Origin of the sequence: Dysosmobacter sp. Marseille-Q4140, assembly GCA_018228705.1 — a bacterium.
In the GTDB taxonomy this organism is placed as follows: Bacteria; Bacillota; Clostridia; order Oscillospirales; family Oscillospiraceae; genus Oscillibacter.
Window position 1 is genome coordinate 2,550,045 of the sequence record CP073694.1, and the last position, 17,782, is coordinate 2,567,826.

At 65.9% G+C, this 17,782-nt stretch carries 15 protein-coding genes; 12 read left to right on the forward strand and 3 right to left on the reverse strand.

Going from position 1 to position 17,782, the window contains the following annotated elements; genetic code table 11:
* Nucleotides 1-109: 109 nt before the first annotated feature.
* On the reverse strand, nucleotides 110-931 hold the full coding sequence (locus tag KFE19_12635; protein ID QUO37226.1) for a hypothetical protein: 822 nt from the start codon (nucleotides 929-931) through the stop codon (nucleotides 110-112).
* 144 nt (nucleotides 932-1,075) lie between these two features.
* On the opposite strand from KFE19_12635, the gene spoIID reads away from it, so the two are divergent.
* The 6 genes from spoIID to KFE19_12665 all read left to right on the forward strand — a co-directional run bounded on the left by spoIID (nucleotide 1,076) and on the right by KFE19_12665 (nucleotide 8,306).
* On the forward strand, nucleotides 1,076-2,101 hold the full coding sequence (gene spoIID, locus KFE19_12640) for a stage II sporulation protein D (protein ID QUO37227.1): 1,026 nt from the start codon (nucleotides 1,076-1,078) through the stop codon (nucleotides 2,099-2,101).
* A gap of 82 nt (nucleotides 2,102-2,183) precedes the next feature.
* Nucleotides 2,184-3,317 (forward strand): hypothetical protein, encoded by a 1,134-nt coding sequence (locus KFE19_12645; protein ID QUO37228.1) that lies wholly within the window; start codon nucleotides 2,184-2,186, stop codon nucleotides 3,315-3,317.
* Nucleotides 3,318-3,402: 85 nt separating this feature from the next.
* Entirely contained in the window at nucleotides 3,403-4,113 is a 711-nt protein-coding gene (locus tag KFE19_12650; protein QUO37229.1) for a response regulator transcription factor, read from the forward strand.
* The gene (locus KFE19_12655; GenBank protein ID QUO37230.1) at nucleotides 4,110-5,537 is read left to right on the forward strand and encodes a HAMP domain-containing protein; all 1,428 of its coding nucleotides are present in this window, start codon (nucleotides 4,110-4,112) and stop codon (nucleotides 5,535-5,537) included. The genes KFE19_12650 and KFE19_12655 overlap by 4 nt, the downstream gene beginning before the upstream one ends.
* 7 nt (nucleotides 5,538-5,544) lie before the next feature.
* Nucleotides 5,545-6,819: a trypsin-like peptidase domain-containing protein gene (locus tag KFE19_12660; GenBank protein ID QUO37231.1), complete on the forward strand. Its 1,275-nt coding sequence runs from the start codon at nucleotides 5,545-5,547 to the stop codon at nucleotides 6,817-6,819.
* Nucleotides 6,820-6,947: 128 nt separating this feature from the next.
* Nucleotides 6,948-8,306, forward strand: coding sequence for a class II fumarate hydratase (locus KFE19_12665; protein ID QUO37232.1), 1,359 nt, complete (start codon nucleotides 6,948-6,950; stop codon nucleotides 8,304-8,306).
* Nucleotides 8,307-8,360: 54 nt separating this feature from the next.
* Here KFE19_12665 and KFE19_12670 read toward each other — a convergent pair whose 3' ends face one another.
* On the reverse strand, nucleotides 8,361-8,570 hold the full coding sequence (locus KFE19_12670; GenBank protein ID QUO37233.1) for a hypothetical protein: 210 nt from the start codon (nucleotides 8,568-8,570) through the stop codon (nucleotides 8,361-8,363).
* A gap of 327 nt (nucleotides 8,571-8,897) precedes the next feature.
* Between KFE19_12670 and KFE19_12675 the strand changes: the two genes are divergently transcribed.
* The 6 genes from KFE19_12675 (at nucleotide 8,898) to argF (ending at nucleotide 16,343) form a co-directional block, all read left to right on the forward strand.
* Nucleotides 8,898-10,121 (forward strand): argininosuccinate synthase, encoded by a 1,224-nt coding sequence (locus KFE19_12675; protein ID QUO37234.1) that lies wholly within the window; start codon nucleotides 8,898-8,900, stop codon nucleotides 10,119-10,121.
* A gap of 298 nt (nucleotides 10,122-10,419) precedes the next feature.
* Nucleotides 10,420-11,361, forward strand: coding sequence for an N-acetyl-gamma-glutamyl-phosphate reductase (argC, locus tag KFE19_12680; GenBank protein QUO37235.1), 942 nt, complete (start codon nucleotides 10,420-10,422; stop codon nucleotides 11,359-11,361).
* Between the two features lie 219 nt (nucleotides 11,362-11,580).
* The gene (gene argJ, locus KFE19_12685) at nucleotides 11,581-12,804 is read left to right on the forward strand and encodes a bifunctional glutamate N-acetyltransferase/amino-acid acetyltransferase ArgJ (GenBank protein QUO39626.1); all 1,224 of its coding nucleotides are present in this window, start codon (nucleotides 11,581-11,583) and stop codon (nucleotides 12,802-12,804) included.
* A gap of 320 nt (nucleotides 12,805-13,124) precedes the next feature.
* Nucleotides 13,125-13,985, forward strand: a complete 861-nt coding sequence (argB, locus tag KFE19_12690; GenBank protein ID QUO37236.1) for an acetylglutamate kinase — start codon at nucleotides 13,125-13,127, stop codon at nucleotides 13,983-13,985.
* A gap of 4 nt (nucleotides 13,986-13,989) precedes the next feature.
* On the forward strand, nucleotides 13,990-15,168 hold the full coding sequence (locus tag KFE19_12695) for an aspartate aminotransferase family protein (GenBank protein QUO37237.1): 1,179 nt from the start codon (nucleotides 13,990-13,992) through the stop codon (nucleotides 15,166-15,168).
* Nucleotides 15,169-15,359: 191 nt separating this feature from the next.
* Nucleotides 15,360-16,343, forward strand: coding sequence for an ornithine carbamoyltransferase (gene argF / locus KFE19_12700; GenBank protein ID QUO37238.1), 984 nt, complete (start codon nucleotides 15,360-15,362; stop codon nucleotides 16,341-16,343).
* 74 nt (nucleotides 16,344-16,417) lie between these two features.
* Here the strand turns inward: argF and KFE19_12705 are convergent, their stop codons facing one another.
* On the reverse strand, nucleotides 16,418-17,779 hold the full coding sequence (locus KFE19_12705) for a helix-turn-helix transcriptional regulator (protein QUO37239.1): 1,362 nt from the start codon (nucleotides 17,777-17,779) through the stop codon (nucleotides 16,418-16,420).
* Nucleotides 17,780-17,782: the final 3 nt, after the last annotated feature.

The following is a 17,782-nucleotide window of genomic DNA, read 5'->3' on the forward strand; positions in this document are numbered from 1 at the left end:
GGAGGGGAGGCTTGCCGCCCGGACCGATTCCTGTTTCTGGAAAAGTTGTAAAAGAACCATGAACCCCGTCGGAACAGGTGTTTCCGGCGGGGTTTTTGTGGTATATTGTCTATTGAGCGTCTCCGCAGCGGCCCAGGACGGCCAGATGCTGGAGCAGAAAGCCCGTCAGGGTCAGGGCGGCGCCGCCGTTGAAGAGGACCGCGCTGAGGCCGCCGTCGGCCAGGGAGGCCAGACACAGCGTCACGGCGGGCACGGCATAGAGCACGAAGCGCCGGGTCCGGCCCGCGCCGTAGGCGAAGGCGGAGAGCCGGTACAGGGCCAGGATCGTCAGCACCAGGGCCAGCACCTCCACCCAGAAGGCAGCCAGGACCGGATTGGTGGAGTCCTGCCGGTACACCAGCACCAGCCGCACCACCAGACACACCACCGGCGCCAGCAGCACCGCGCCGTTAAAGGCTCTGGGCTTTTCGCGGCCGCCTCTGCGGCAGGCCGCCGCTGCGGGGAACAGAAATACGCCTGCTGCCGCCGTCAGCGCCCCCAGCAGCAGCCGCTCCCGCCGGTCCGCGGCGGAGAGCAGCGCCATACCGGGCAGGCCCTGCACCCCCATACCGGCGGCCAGGTCCGCCAGGCCCGCCGCAGCGATCAAAAACACGCCCGCCACCGCCAGGGTCAGCAGCCCGGCGTCGGCGGTGGAGAAGCCCGCGGGAAAGAGGGGGGCGTCCTCCGCCTGCTCCGGCAGCCGCCGGACCAGCAGCAGGCCCGCCGCAAAGACCGCCGCTGCCAGCACCGCCGCGGCGATGCCGAAGGGGCAGCCGGGGACGGGCAGGCCGGTGTCCGGCTCGAAGCCGGTGCGCCACTGGGCCAGCCGCAGGGCAAAGGCGGCGCAGCCGCCGCCCAGGGCCAGGATGGGGAACACAGCATATCGTCTCATAGGAGAGATCTCCTTGTCTGTTGGAATTTCAAAGGACAGTATACCACGGCGGGAAATATTTGTCCATGCCGGTCTCATGTTCTCCCGGCCAGGCGCATACAGTGAGGAAAGGGACAGGCCCGGAGACGAAAGAGGAGGAAGTACATGAAGCGCACATCTCAGTTCCGCCAGACCGCCGCGGTGTCCGCGGCGCTGCTGGCGCTGTTGTTTTTGCTGCCCCTGGCGGTGGTGGTCCCCTTCCGGGACAGCCTCTTTTCCGCCCGGGACACGGTGGACGAGCACGAGGCGGAGCCCTTTGTCCCCGGCGAGCTGGACGCCTCCGTCACGCTGCGGGTGCTGGACGGGGACACGGTGGAGGAGATGGACCTGGGAACCTATCTGGTGGCGGTGGTCCGGGCGGAGATGCCCGCCTCCTTCGAGCCGGAGGCCCTGAAGGCCCAGGCGGTGGCCGCCCGGACCTATACCTTGTATAAGATCCGCACCGGCGGCAACCACGGCGAGGAGGCCGACATCTGCACCGACTCCACCTGCTGCCAGGCCTACATCGCCGAGGACCGGGCCCGGGAGAACTGGGGCGCGGACGCCGATGAAAACGAGGCCAAGATCGAGGCGGCGGTCCACGACACCGACGGAGAGACCATCCTCTACGACGGCGTACCGATCCTGGCAGTGTTCCACTCCTCCTCCGCCGGGCAGACCCGCACCGCCGGGGAGGTGTGGGTCAGCGACCTGCCCTACCTCCAGGCGGTGTCGTCCCCGGAGCAGGGAGACGCCATCCCCAACTATTACAGCCGGGCGGAGTTCACGGCGGAGCAGTTCCGGGAGAAGGTCCTCTCCGCCCTGCCGGAGGCAGACCTGTCAGGCCCCATGGACACCTGGCTCCAAAACGCCGTCACCGACACTGCCGGCAGCGTGGAGACCGTGGAGGTGGGGGGCGTGGCCGTCAAGGGCAGCACCGTGCGCAGCATCCTGGGCCTGCGGTCCGCCTGCTTCGAGTGGGAGATCCAGGAGCAGACGCTGGTGTTCTACGTCACCGGCTTCGGCCACGGCGTGGGCATGAGCCAGTACGGCGCCAACCAGATGGCGGCGGAGGGGGCAGACTACCGGGAGATCCTGACCCACTACTACACCGGCGTCACCGTGGAGCCCTATGTCCCCGGGGAGGGGTGAAGGCTTTACAAGGAACGGCCGGATATGCTAAAATAACTTGTTTAAAGCTGCCGGTGGAGCCGGCGGAGAGGAGGCGGGGCCCATGAGACGAAAACTGCTGGCGGCGCTATTCTGCGCGGCGCTGATGCTGCAGCTGGCGGTGCCGGCGGGCGCCGCCGGGTCGGTGTATTTCACCGCCGTCAACAAAAACGTCCTGGAACTGTCGGACGCCACCATGCCCTTCTGGTCCGGCGGCTACCTGTATGTGCCCTCCAGCATTTTTACCGGCGCCAACCGGGACCTGCAGGTGGGAGTGACCGTCACCAGCTCCGGCGGCGGCACCACGCTGCTGCTCTACGGAGGCGGCACGGAGTTCCAGACCCTCAGCTTTGACCTGAGCAAGGACTTCGCCGTGGACAAAAACGGCAACATGTACTTCCAGAAGGCCATCCAGCGGGGCGGCGTCACGTTCCTGCCCATCTCCCTGGTGGCCCGGGTGTTCGACCTGGTCTACACCGTCATCGAGGTGTCCCGGGGGTATCTGGTGTGGGTGCGGACCCACAGCGCGGATATGTCGGAGCGGATCTTTGCCGACGCCGCCAGCTACCAGATGGAGAGCCGGTACAGCCAGTATCTGAAGGAGCAGGGCCAGGGGGACGCCTCTTCCGGGGAGGAGAGCACCGGCGGCGCCGCCCAGACCACCTCCGGCCAGCGGGTGTATTTGTGCCTGGAGGCGGCGGACGGCTCCGCGGTGTCTGCCCTGCTGGACGCGCTGGACCAGTACGGCAGCCAGGCGGCCTTTTACTGCACCGTGGACTTTCTGGAGCGGGAGGGAGCTCTCCTGCGGCGGATGACCGCCACGGGACAGGCCGTGGGCATCCTGGCGGACGCGGCGGCTGGGCCGACCGTGGCCGAGCAGCTGGCGGCGGGCAACGCCGCCCTGGAGGCCGCCACCTGCGGCAGGACCCGCCTGGCCCGGCTGGAGAACGTCTCCGACCAGACCGCCGCCGAGGTGGAGCAGATGGGCTACGTGTGTCTGTGGGAGGATCTGGACCGCTCCATCTATCCGCTGTCCAACAGCTCTGCCGCCGAGGTGCTGGCGCGCCGGGTAGGCGAGCGGAGCGGGAGTGTCAGCGTATGGCTGGGCGACGGCGCCACCGCCGCCGGGCTGCGGGCCTTCCTTACCGGCCTGCGCCAGTCCGGAGACCGCTGCCTGGCCCTGACGGAGACCACCTGAGCGGGGAATTCACAGAATATTCAACACCGCCCGGCCAAAACGGGTATAATGAGAGACAGAACTGTAAGAAACTGGAGGGATCGCCATGGGCCGTAACATTCTGGTGGTAGAGGACGACCGCAACATCTGCGACCTGATCCACATGTATCTGGTGAAGGAGGGCTTCGACGTCCGCATCGCCGGCGACGGGGGAAAGGCCATTGAGGAGTTCAAGAAGCAGGCGCCGGACCTGATCCTGCTGGACATCATGCTGCCGGTGATGGACGGCTGGTCCGTCTGCGCCAAGATCCGGGAGACCAGCAAGGTCCCCATCATCATGCTGACCGCCAAGAGCGAGGTGTTCGACCGGATCCAGGGCCTGGAGATGGGCGCCGACGACTACATCGTCAAGCCCTTCGAGATGAAGGAGCTGATCGCCCGGATCAACGCCGTGCTGCGGCGGACGGAGATCCCCAACGACACCACCAAGCGGCTGACCTTCGACAAACTGGTCATCGACCTGGACTCCTACGAGCTGATCGTGGACGGCAAGAAGATCGACACGCCCCCCAAGGAGCTGGAGCTCCTTTACCACCTGGCCTCCACGCCCAACCGGGTCTACACCCGCAATCAGCTGCTGGACGAGGTGTGGGGCTTCGACTACTTCGGCGACAGCCGGACCGTGGACGTGCATATCAAGCGCCTGCGGGAGAAGGTGGAGGGCGTCAGCGACCGGTGGGCCCTCAAGACCGTCTGGGGCGTGGGGTACAAGTTTGAAGTGACCGGCGCCCGGCCGGCGGAGAAGGCGGACGGATGAAGGGACTGAAAAAGCGGTTCCGCGGGCTGTACTGGCGGCAGCTGTTCGTCACCGCCGGCATGGTGATGCTGACGCTGTTTCTGCTGGGCGCGTCCTTCTTCTCCCTGAGCTACAATTACGCCCGCAGCCAGAAGAGCGAGGAGCTGGGGGAAAAGGCCGAGATGGTGGCCAAGATCGCGGCCGGATACCTGCGCACCGGCCAGGAGGACGACCTGCGCCAGCTGGCCACCTTTGCCGCCACGGTGTCGGAGGTGGACTTCCTGATCTGCGACACCGAGGGCCACGTGGGCCTTTCCACCGATCCGGCCATGGAGGGCCTGGTGGTCACCGTGCCGGATGAGATGACCCGGGAGGTGCTGGAGGAGCACATCTCCGCCGGCCGCAGCGACCTGGACGGCTTTTATGAGGCCAAGCGGTTCATCGTGGGCGTGCCCATCTATACCGGCGACACCGGCGAGCCCGCCGGCATCGCCTTTGCCGTGTCCACCAGCGCGTCTTTGGACTCCATGTGGCAGGGCTTCATCGGGCTGTTCTTCATGACGGCCTTCGTCGTGCTGATGATCTCCTTCATGGCCTCCTCCGTCACCGCCATGCGGCAGGTGCAGCCCATCCGGGAGATGGCACAGGCCACCCGCCGCTACGCCGAGGGCGACTTCGACGTGCGCATGCGGGATTACGGCCGGGACGACGAGGTGGGCGAGCTGGCGGCCTCCTTCAACAACATGGCCGAGACGCTGCAGCAGACCGAGCGCCAGCGGCGGGAGTTCATCGCCAACATCTCCCACGAGCTCAAGACCCCCATGACCACCATCGCCGGCTATACCGACGGCATCCTGGACGGCACCATCCCCCCGGAGAACGAGCGGCAGTACCTCCAGATCATCTCCGACGAGAGCCGGCGCCTGAGCCGCCTGGTGCGGCGGATGCTGGACGTGAGCCAGCTCCAGGCCATGGACCCCCTCCGGGGCGGCAGCCGCTTCGACGTGTGCGAGAGCATGCGCCGGGTGCTGATCTCCCTGGAGAAGAAGATCACCGAGCGGGAGCTGGACGTGGAGGCCGACATCCCTGACGAGCCCATTTTGGTGCTGGGGGACAAGGACCTCATCACCCAGGTGATCTACAACCTGCTGGACAACGCCGCCAAGTTCGCCACCCCCGGCACCACGCTGTACCTGGGCGTGACCACCATCGACGGCAAGGCCCGGGTGACGGTGCGGAACCTGGGGGAGACCATCTCCCCGGAGGAACTGCCGCTGCTGTTCGAGCGGTTCCACAAGAGCGACAAGTCCCGCAGCGAGGACAAGGACGGCGTGGGCCTGGGGCTCTACATCGTCAAGACCATTTTGGAGCAGCACAAGGAAAAGATCAATGTGACCAGCGAGAACGGCGTGACCACCTTCTCCTTCTCCCTGGCCATGGAATGAGGAACGCATGAACGACAACACGCACGCCTCCCCGGAGCAGCGCCTTCCCGGCGAGGTGGTCGAACGCTATATCCAGCCGGACCCCCGGGAGGTGGTGGAACGCTACGTCCGCCCCCTGCCCGGGCGGAGAAGCGCGCCCGCCCGCCCCTCCCGCCGCCGCGGCCGCACCGGGCTGTGGGTGTTTCTCCTGTGCCTGGGCGTGACGCTGGCCCTGGCCGTGGGGACCTGGGCCTGGAACACCGCCGGAGAGGTCCGGCTGGACCGGTTCTACTTTGATTATGAGGAGCAGGAATCTTCCGCCGACACGGAGGCCGTCACCATTCCCACCTATCCCTACGGGCAGGGCGTGACCCTGGAGGTGGCCCCCGCCGGCGGTACGGAGCTGACCGCCCAGGAGATCTACCGGCTGGTGAACCCCTCTGTGGTGACGGTGCTGGCCCAGCTGGAGGACGGGGTGTCCGTGGGCACCGGCGTCATCTTCACCCAGGACGGCTACATCCTCACCAACTACCATGTGGTCTCCGGCGGCCGGGACGCCTCCGTCACGCTGGACAGCGGCCGCAGCTACGAGGCCAAATACGTGGCCGGAGACGCGGAAAATGACCTGGCGGTGCTGAAGGTGGACCTGACGGGCCTGCCCGCCGCCGCATTCGGCGACTCGGACGCCCTGACCGTGGGCGACAAGGTCTACGCCATCGGCAACCCTCTGGGCGTGGAGCTGCGGGGTACCCTCACCGACGGCATCGTCTCCGCCATCAACCGGGACGTGTGGGTGGAGGGCCGGAAGATGACCCTGATCCAGACCAATGCCGCGCTGAACTCCGGAAACTCCGGCGGTCCGCTCATCAACGTCTACGGCCAGGTGGTGGGCATCAACACCATCAAGATGAGCTCCGCCTACTCCAATGTCGAGGGCCTGGGCTTCGCCCTGCCCAGCTCCTCCATCCAGTATCTGGTCAACGACCTGCTGGAGTGCGGCCAGGTGCGGCCGGAGCCGGAGCTGGGCGTGTCCGTGCTGCAGCTGGGCGTCCGGCTGGACGAGGACCTCTGGGGCGTGGAGGTGGTGGAGGTGAATCCCCGCTCCGCCGCTGAAAAGGCCGGCGTCCGGGTGGGGGATTTCATCGTCTCCGCCGCCGGCGCCGAGGTCACCTCCAGCCAGGATCTGCTGCGTATCCGGCGCCAGTTCCATGTGGGGGACGAGTTGCCCCTGACCCTCTGGCGGGAGGGAGAGCAGCTGGAGGTCACGCTGGTGCTGCAGGGCGCCGGGGACAGCGGCTCCTGACACTGACCGCGCATCATAAGGCCCCCGGCGGAGCGGTTCCGCCGGGGGCCTTTGCCGTCCGGCCCTTGCAATTCCCGCCGGGGGCCGATATAATAGCCCCAGATCAAAAGGAATTGGGGGACTTTGCCATGAACACCCGGATGGAACACGACACCATGGGCTCCATCGCCGTGCCGGCGGACCGGCACTGGGGCGCCCAGACCCAGCGGAGCCTGGAGAATTTCAGGATCGGCGGCCAGCGCCAGCCCAGGGAGATCATCACCGCCTTCGCCTATTTGAAGGAGGCCTGCGCCCTGGCCAACGCCGCGTGCGGCAAGCTGACGGCGGAGCAGGCCGCCGCCATCGCCGCCGCCTGCGCCGAGATCCGGGCGGGGAAGTGGGACGAGGAGTTCCCCCTGGTGGTCTGGCAGACCGGCAGCGGTACCCAGACCAATATGAACGTCAATGAGGTCATCTCTCACCTGACGGCGGAGCGGGGCGTGGCCCTGCACCCCAACGACCACGTCAACGCCTCCCAGTCCAGCAACGACACCTTCCCCTCCGCCCTCCACATCGCCGCGGCCCTGAGCGTGGCCAACGACGTGATCCCGGCGGCGGAGCGGCTGGCGGCGGCCTTCCGGCAGCTGGAGGAGGCGTATCCCGACCTCATCCGCATCGGCCGCACCCACCTCCAGGACGCCACGCCCCTGCGCTTTGCCCAGGAGGTCTCCGGCTGGCGGGAACTGGTGGAGGCCCCGGTGCGGATGCTGCGCCTGGCCCTGACGGAGCTGTGCAGACTGGCCATCGGCGGCACCGCTGTGGGCACCGGCCTCAACGCCCCCAAGGGGTACGACGAGATGGTCTGCGCCCGGCTCCGGGAGATGACCGGCCTGGACTTCCAGCCGGACCCCAACAAGTTCCACGCCCTTACCAGCAAGGACGCCCTGGTCTTTGCCCACGGGGCCCTGAAGGCCCTGGCCGCCAACCTCATGAAGATCGCCAACGACATCCGCTTCGAGGCCAGCGGCCCCCGCTGCGGCATGGGCGAGCTCCACATCCCGGAAAACGAGCCCGGCAGTTCCATCATGCCCGGCAAGGTGAACCCCACCCAGTGCGAGGCCGTCACCATGGTGGCCGTCCAGGTCATGGCGGGCGACGCCGCCATCGGCTTTGCCGCCAGCCAGGGCAACTTCCAGCTCAATGTGTTCCTGCCGGTCTCGGCCTATAACTTCCAGCTCTCCGCCCGGCTTCTGACGGATGTAATGGACTCCTTCCGGGTCCACTGCGTGGAGGGCATCACCCCCAACGCGGAGCGGATGGCGTACAACCTCCAGAACTCCCTCATGCTGGTCACCTGCCTGACGCCGAAGATCGGCTACGAGGCGGCGGCCAAGTGCGCCAAGAAGGCCCTCTCCGACGGCACCACCCTCAAAGAGGCGGTGCTGGCCCTGGGGCTCCTCACGGCGGAGGAGTTCGACGAGACCGTCCGCCCGGAGAAGATGGTCTGAATAAAATCCCGGCGCCCCGGCGTACACAGGTACGCCGGGGCGCCTTCGGCTTTCTCAGCGGCGGTCCCGGTACCGCCGCCACAGGCATACCAGCGCCGCCGCCAGCAGCAGCGGCGCCAGCAGAGCCAGGGCTGCGGTCAGGCAGATCCCCAGTCCCACCGCCAGCGGCGCCAGGACCGAGGAGGCCCAGAGCAGTACGGACACCAGGATCGCCAGGGCCACCGCCCCCAGGGCCAGCGTCAAAAGGTCAAAGCAGCAGTTCATAGACCCGCCTTTCCTTGGCGCCGCGCAGCACCGTCCGGCGGGGCCCGCGCCCCGCGGACCATTCTATGCCGCCCCTCCTGTGCCGGTGACAGCGTGCGGATGAAGGAGTGAATATATACAGCAGGATATCCATTTCACCGCCCCGGGCGGCCCCTGGCCGGGGCGGCAAAGGCCGGCAGGCCCTGGAATACAGGCCCTCTCTTGTCAAAATATGCAAAAGCAACCAAGAGAAAACGGAATTGTTGTGCAAGTTACTACTTGAATAAATATTCACATCAGGCGTATAATTCAACCATCATCAAACAAACGCTGTTGGAGGTACATACCATGGCTAACAAGAAAGAGATCAAGAAGATCGTGCTGGCGTATTCCGGCGGTCTGGACACTTCCATTATCATCCCCTGGCTGAAGGAGAACTACGGCAACCCCGAGATCATCGCCGTGGCCGGCAACGTGGGCCAGAACGACGAGCTGGACGGCCTGGAGGAAAAGGCCATCAAGACCGGCGCTTCCAAGCTGTATGTCATGGACCTGGTGGACGAGATGGTGGACGAGATCATCATCCCCTCCATGATGATGGGCGCCAAGTACGAGGACTACCTGCTGGGCACCGCCTTCGCCCGGCCCGTGATCGCCAAGGGCCTGGTGGAGATCGCCAAGAAGGAGGGCGCCGACGCCATCGCCCACGGCTGCACCGGCAAGGGCAACGACCAGATCCGCTTCGAGCTGGCCATCAAGCGCTTCGCCCCCGAAATGACCATCATCGCCCCCTGGCGTGAGTGGGACATCAAGAGCCGGAACGAGGAGATCGACTACGCCGAGGCCCACAACGTGCCTCTGAAGGTCAGCCGGGAGACCAGCTACTCCAAGGACAAGAACCTCTGGCACCTGAGCCACGAGGGTCTGGACCTGGAGGATCCCGCCAGCGAGCCTCTGTACGACAAGCCGGGCTTCCTGGAGATGGGCGTCAGCCCCGCCATGGCGCCCGACGCGCCCACCTATGTGACCATCGACTTTGAGAAGGGCTGGCCCGTGGCCCTCAACGGCGAGAAGATGAAGGCCAGCACCATGATCGCCAAGCTCAACGAGATCGGCGGCGCCAACGGCATCGGCCTGCTGGACATCGTGGAGAACCGGATGACCGGCATGAAGGACCGCGGCGTCTACGAGACCCCGGGCGGCACCATCCTGTACCGGGCCCACGAGGTCCTGGAGATGATCACCATCGACAAGGACACCGCCCACATGAAGAAGAAGCTGTCCGTGGACTTCGCCGACCTGGTCTACAACGGCAAGTGGTACACCCCCCTGCGGGAGGCCCTGACCGCCTTCGTCATGGACACCCAGAAGCACGTCACCGGCCAGGTGAAGCTGAAGCTCTATAAGGGCAACATCATCACCTCCGGCGTGACCTCTCCCGAGACGCTGTACTCCGAGAACATCGTCACCTTCCAGGAGAGCGATTACAACCAGGCCGACGCCGGCGGGTTCATCAACCTCTGGGGCCTGCCCGACACCATCCTGGCCCTGCGGGATCAGGGGAAGCTCTGAGATACCCAGGAGGGGAGCAGGCTCCCCTCCTGACCACCCCACCACCAGTGACGCCGCGTCACTGGTGTGTGCGCCCCGGGGGCGCACGGGTCGGGGAATTTTCGCCACGTACACGCCGCGGCGAAAATGATTGAAAATTCTTGATTTGCCTCCGGCAAATCAACCGGGGGAACCCAAGGGTTCCCCCTGGCCCCCCTCCGCGGAGGGGGAATATACAGGACAGACCGCGGGACGGAGAGTTTCTTCGCCCCGCGTCTGCGATGAATGGCCCCATACCACGTCAAGGGAGATGACCCCATTGAAACCGAAGGTCTATATCGACGGCAAGGAGGGCACCACCGGCCTCCAGATTTACGACCGGCTCGCGGCCCGGGACGACATCGACTTGCTGCTGATCGACGAGGACAAGCGCAAGGACACGGATGAGCGGAAGAAACTGCTCAACGCCGCCGACATCGTCTTTCTCTGCCTGCCGGACGCAGCGGCCGTGGAGGCCGTGGGCCTGGTGGAGAACCCGGACACCCGCATCATCGACGCCTCCACCGCCCACCGCACCGCCCCCGGCTGGGTCTACGGCTTTCCGGAGCTGAAGCCCGGCCAGCGCCAGGCCATCGCGGCGTCCAAGCGGGTGGCCAACCCCGGCTGCCATGCCACGGGCTTCATCAGCGTGACGGCACCCCTGGTGGAACTGGGATTGCTGCCCAAAGACGCGGACCTCAGCTGCTTCTCTCTCACCGGCTACTCCGGCGGCGGCAAGAAGATGATCGCCCAGTATGAGGCGGAGGACCGGGACGCGGCCCTCTCCGCCCCCTGTCCCTACGGTCTGGGCCAGGGCCACAAGCACCTGCCGGAGATGCAGAAGATCTGCGGTCTTGCCAAAGCCCCGGTGTTCGTGCCCATCGTGGACGACTACTACAAGGGCATGGCCACCACCGTGGCCCTGCACCGCAGCCAGCTGCGGGCGGTGCCCAGTCTCCACGCCCTGTGGCGGGCCTACGCCGACTACTACGCGGGGCAGGCCATGGTCCACGTGGACCCGGACCCGGCGGAATCGCCCGCGGCCAAGCTGTACGCAAACGCCATGGCCGGCCGGAACGACCTCCGGATCGTGGTGGCGGGCAGCGATGAGGCCTTCACGGTCACGGCCCTGTTCGACAACCTGGGCAAAGGCGCGTCCGGCGCCGCTGTCCAGAACATGAACATTCTTTTGGGCCTTCCTGAGACTACCGGCCTGCTGTAAAGCGGATGGTCCGCGCCGGACGCGCCCTGACGGGCGATCTGATGCCGCCGCCCTCGTCCCCTTTGGGGACAACCGGGCGGCATGGCACCGGGGGCGCCGCAGTCCAGAATAGGAACATTTTACTGGGCCTGGACGAGACCACGGGCCTGGTGTAACTCCGGCAGTCCGCGCCGGACGGAACCACTTTTTATCTCTGATCCGAAAAGGGGGATCTCTATGCTGAACTTTATCGAAGGCGGCGTCTGCGCCGCCCAGGGCTTTAAGGCCGGCGGCATCCACGTGGGCGTCAAGACCCACGCGGAGTGGAAGAAGGACATGGCCATGATCGTCTCCGACGTGGACTGCGCCTGCGCCGCCGTGTATACCAAGAACGTGGTGAAGGCAGCCCACATCCACGTGGACAAGGCCCACCTGGCTGACGGCAAGGCCCGGGCGGCCGTCATCAACAGCGGCAACGCCAACGCCTGCACCCCCCACGGGGAGGAGAACGCGGAGCGGGTCTGCGCCGCCGCCGCCAAGGCCGTGGGCTGCCCGGCGGAGGACGTGGTCTGCGCCGCCACCGGCGTCATCGGCCAGACATTGAACGTGGCGGTGATGGAGGCCGGTATGCCGGACCTGTACGCCGCCGTGGAGGCCAGCGCCGCCGGGTCCGACGCCGCGGCCCACGCCATCATGACCACCGACACGGTGAAGAAGGAGGCGGCGGTGGAGACCACCGTGGGCGGCAAGACCGTCCGGATGGGCGGCATCGCCAAGGGCTCCGGCATGATCCATCCCAACATGGGCACCATGCTGTGCTTCCTGACCACCGACTGTGCCATCTCTCCGGAGATGATCCGCACCGCCCTGCTGGAGACGGTGAACGTCAGCTTCAACCGCATCAGCGTGGACGGGGACACCTCCACCAACGACACCTGCTGCGTCCTGGCCAACGGCCTGGCGGGCAACCCGGTCATCACGGAGAAGGGCCCCGACTACGAGGCGTTCCTGGCCGCTCTCCAGGCCCTTTGCATGGAGATGGCCCGGAAGATGGCCTCCGACGGCGAGGGCGCCACGCATCTGATCACCTGCACCGTCACCGGCGCCGCCAGTGAGCAGTCCGCGGAGACCATCGCCAAGTCCGTCATCGGCTCCGCCCTGACCAAGGCCGCCATCTTCGGCGCCGACGCCAACTGGGGCCGGGTCCTGTGCGCCATGGGCTACTCCGGAGAGGACTTCGACCCGGACAAGGTGGACATCTCCTTTGTCAGCGATGCGGGCTCTGTCCAGGTGTGCGCCAAGGGCCGGGGCCTGGACTTCGACGAGACCAAAGCCAAGAAGGTCCTGACGGAGCACGATGTCACCATCGCCATCACCATGGGGGAGGGCGCGGCCAGCTGCACCTGCTGGGGCTGCGACCTGACCTATGAGTATGTGAAGATCAACGGCGATTACCGGACCTGATGGCCCAAAAGCCGTCGCCCTGAGCGCTGCGGGGGCGGGATCTGCCGCCCCTCCCAAACGCCTTCCCCCTGGGGGGAAGGCGGCTGGCCGGAGGCCGGACGGATGAGGGGCCTGCAAGAACCCGGCCTTTCGTCAGCGCACCCGTAGGGGCGGATCCTGCATCCGCCTGTTCTCGCCCTGTCAGATGTCCTCACGGGATCGACCTTTGCCCGGAGGCCCGGGCGGGTACCGGGAGGTTCCCGGGAACTGCACTCCCCGCCGTAAAACGGCGGGACCCATTCGCCCCTGTGGGCAAACCTGAATAGAAATGAGTTGATCCCATGTCCTCTCACGCACAGCAGGCGCGGACCCTGGTGGAAGCCCTGCCCTATATCCAGAAATTCACCGGCAAGACCATCGTGGTCAAATACGGCGGCAACGCCATGGTCTCCGACAAGCTGCGCCAGGCCGTCATGAGCGACATCATCCTGCTGAGCCTGGTGGGCATCCGGGTGGTGGTGGTCCACGGCGGCGGGCCGGAGATCAGCGATATGCTGAAGAAGATCGGCCACCAGAGCCGCTTTGTGGACGGACTGCGCTATACCGACGAGACCACCATGGACATCGTCCAGTCGGTGCTGTGCGGCAAGGTCAACAAGAACCTGGTGGCTCAGCTCAACCGGCTGGGCGGCCGGGCCATCGGCCTTTGCGGCATGGACGGCCAGCTGTTCCAGGCGGAGCGGCTGGATGAGAAGTACGGCCTGGTGGGCCGCATCACCGGCGTCAACGCAGACCCGGTGGAAAACGCCCTGACAAACGGATACATCCCGGTGGTGTCCACCGTGGCCCAGGGCATGGATGCCGACACCGCCTACAACATCAACGCCGACACCGCCGCCGCCAAGCTGGCCGCCGCCATGGGCGCGGAAAAGCTCATTTTGCTGACCGATGTCCGCGGCCTTCTCCGGGATCCCCACGACGAGGACACCCTCATCCACGTGGTCCACACCTACGAGGTGCCGGAGCTGGTGGCCCAGGGCGTCATCTCCGGCGGCATGATCCCCAAGATGGACTGCTGCGTGGATGCCATCGCCGGCGGCGTGGAGCGGGTCCACATCCTGGACGGCCGTATCCCTCACTCCATTTTGATCGAGCTGCTGTCCGACCAGGGCATCGGCACCATGCTGAAAAAGGAGGACTGAACCTATGAACAGCCAGGAGATCAAGGCCCTGACGGGCCAGTACATCCTCAACACCTACGGCCGCTTCCCGGTGGCCCTGGACCACGGACAGGGCGCCACGCTCTATGATCCCGAGGGGAAGGCCTACATCGACTTTGCCAGCGGCATCGGCGTGGCCAGCCTGGGCTACGGCGACGGCGACTGGGTCAAGGCCATCACGGATCAGGCCGGGAAGCTGGGTCACAGCTCCAACCTCTTCTACACGGAGCCCCCCGCCAAACTGGCCCAGCTCCTCTGCCAGCGCACCGGCATGGCCGGCGTGTTCTTCGCCAACGGCGGCGGCGAGGCCAACGAGGGCATGATCAAGCTGGCCCGGAAGTACAGCTTTGACAAGTACGGCAAGGGCCGCGCCACCATCATCACCCTCAACAACTCCTTCCACGGCCGCACCATCACCACCCTGACCGCCACCGGCCAGGAGGTGTTCCACAACTACTTCTTCCCCTTCACCGAGGGCTTTCGCTACGCCGACGCCAACGACATGGCCTCCCTGGAGGCCGCCGCCGGGGACGACGTGTGCGCCGTCATGGTGGAGCTGGTCCAGGGTGAGGGCGGCGTGCTGCCCCTGGACAGGGATTACGTCCAGGCCCTCTCCAAGCTCTGCGCGGAGCGCGACTGGCTGCTGCTGGTGGACGAGGTCCAGACCGGCGTGGGCCGGACCGGCAGGCTGTTTGCCTTCCAGCACTACGGGATCCTGCCCGACGTGGTGTCCTTCGCCAAGGGCATCGCCGGGGGCCTGCCCATGAGCGGTATCATGGCCAATGCCAAGTGCCGGGAGGTGCTGGGCCCGGGCATGCACGCCACCACCTTCGGCGGCAATCCCATCTGTGCCGCCGCCGGTCTGGTGGTCCAGGAGAAGCTGAGCGATGCGTTCCTTGCCCAGGTGGAGCAGAAGGGCGCGTACCTGCGGCAGAAGATCGAGGAGCTGGACCTGCCCTGCTTCGGCGCCACCCGGGGCTTAGGCCTCATGATCGGCATTGCCGTGCAGGACGGCTGGACCAACAAGGACATCGCCGGCAAGCTGATCGAAAACGGCCTGCTGGTCCTGACTGCCGGCCCCGGCATGCGGCTGCTGCCGCCGCTGGTGATCTCCCAGGCGGAGATGGACCAGGGCCTGACCGTCATGAAGCAGGTCCTGGGCTGAGAAAAAAGAAAGACCTCTGTTCTCTCCGTCCCGCGACGCCCAGGGAGGCACTGCCATTTACAGTGGCAGTAACAGTAGCATTTACATTTACAGTTACAGTTACAGTAACAGTAACGGGAGGATTTTATAAAATTTTCCCGGGAGACTGCGCGGCACCGCGCGGCCAATTCTGAAGAAGCGAGGAGACGCCCATGGAAAACCACACCCATTTTCTCAAACTCCTGGATTTCACTCCCGCCGAGATCCAGCAGTTCCTGGACACCGCCGCCGACCTGAAGGCCAAGAAGAAGGCCGGCATCCCCCACCGCTACCTGGAGGGGAAGAACGTGGCGCTGATCTTTGAAAAGACCTCCACCCGCACCCGCTGCGCCTTTGAGGTGGCCGCCCAGGATCTGGGCATGGGATCCACCTACCTGGGGCCCACCGGCTCCCAGATCGGCGTGAAGGAGTCCATCGCGGACACCGCCCGGGTGCTGGGCCGGATGTACGACGGCATCGAGTACCGGGGCTTCGGCCAGACCATCGTGGAGGAGCTGGCCAAGTACGCCGGCGTGCCCGTGTTCAACGGATTGACCAACGAGTTCCACCCCACCCAGATCCTGGCGGACTTCCTGACCATTCAGGAGCACTTCGGCAAGCTCCGGGGCGTGAAGCTGGTGTACCTGGGCGACGCCCGGTTCAACATGGGCAACAGCCTGATGGTGGGCTGCGCCAAGATGGGCATGCACTTCGTGGCCTGCGCGCCCAAGGCGTATATGCCGGACCAGGCCCTGATCGACACTTGTCAGGCCATCGCCGCCGAGACCGGCGCCGTGCTGGAGTTCATTGAGGACCCCATGGCCGCCACCAAGAACGCCGACGTGCTCTATACCGACGTGTGGGTCTCCATGGGCGAGCCCGTGGAGGTGTGGCAGGAGCGCATTGCGGCTCTCGCCCCCTATCAGGTGACGAAGGCTCTGATGGACAATGGCGGTCCCCAGTGCAAGTTCATGCACTGCCTGCCCGCCTACCACGACCACAAGACCCAGGTGGGCAAGGAGATGGGTGAGAAGTTCGGCCGGGACGCCATGGAGGTCACCGACGAGGTGTTCGAGTCCGATGCCTCCATCGTCTTTGACGAGGCGGAGAACCGCATGCACACCATCAAGGCCGTCATGTATGAGCTGATGAAGTAACCTTTTATGCGCCAAAACAGTGCCCCGGAGCGACTGCTCCGGGGCGCTGTTTCTTTTGCAGAACAGACGGGATGTTACGCCTGCGGGAAGCTGCCGGGCTGCCAGCCGTCCCACGCCTGGTCCAGAAACGGCTTGGAAAGAAGCGTGCCGCCGCGGTTTTGAAACGTCCCCACAACATACCAGAAGGTGTCTCCCCGGTCATCCCGGACCCGGAGAGCGGATACCAGGGTCTCCTCCGGCGCCAGATCGAAGGAAGCCCGGTAGTCGGGATCGTTGAAGCACTCCGCCGACTGCGCCTGCGTCAGGTCATCCAGCACCTCCTCCATGGGGAGCACCAGCTCCGGTGCGGTACGCTCATTTCGGTAGAAGCAAAGGTCCAGTGCGGTGGGGGCGTGGAAGGCGTAGGTGATGGGATAGTCGTAGAAAGTGTTGTCGGGATACCGGATGTCCAGGCGCAGACCTTTCAGGTCCAGGTGGAGGGGGTCGGTGCCGGAGTGCCTGACAGCATCCCAATGGCAGTTGATCTCCAGCTGAAAATCCTCCGGCTGGCAGTTAATCAGTTTGGCAAGGGGCTGGCTGGCAGACGCCCCTGCCGTGGTCAGGGCGGCGGAGAGGCGGATCTCCCCATCCATGGGCAGGACCCAGTCCTCCACGGAACAGGCCCCCTCCTGCCGGAGGGCGTCCGCCTGGAACTGCTGCCCGTCGGACAAGATGGCGGTAAAGACGCAGGCGGTGTCCGCTTCCCAGGCCTTTGCCTGAACGCCGGCCCGCAAGGTCAGCGTCTGTGCCTCCAGATCATAATCTGTGACCTGAATGGTAAAATCGTGGAAGATATTGTCGTTTTCACTCATTATAATGTCTGTTTTCCCGGCGGCAGACTGGGCCTGCTGGTAGGTGGAGGCCTTCAGGGAAGAGAGCTCCTGCCGGACCTCCAGCAGCTGTCCCCAAAGGAACGCATCGCAGAGCGATATCGCCAGCACCAGCGCACAGAGCGCCGCCGCTGCGGCTAGCTTCCTGTTCCGGCTCCACCGGGGCCGGAACGACGCCAGGTATTTCTCCGCGATGGCCTCCGCCGCCGTCAGTTCCCGGCCCGACAGCTCCGGGGCGGTGGAGGGCCCATCCGGCGCCGCGCCGCCGTTTTCCGCTGAGGCGGCTCCAACTCCGCTTCCTTTGGCGGGCCCCGCCTCCCCGGCGGGGGGCTCCACCCCCAGCAGCGTCCCCACGGTGACGCCGAACAGGCGGCTCATGGCGATGAGCTTCTCCAGCTCCGGCACGGCGGCGTCGGCCTCCCAGCGGCTCACCGCCTGGCGGCTGACGCCAAGGCGCTCCCCCAGGGCCTCCTGGCTGAGCCCGGCGGCCTTGCGGTGCGCCTGAATGCGGCCGCCCAGGGTTTTGGCTTCTTCCATGGGGACACCTCCTTTTTGTGCCCTCAGCATACC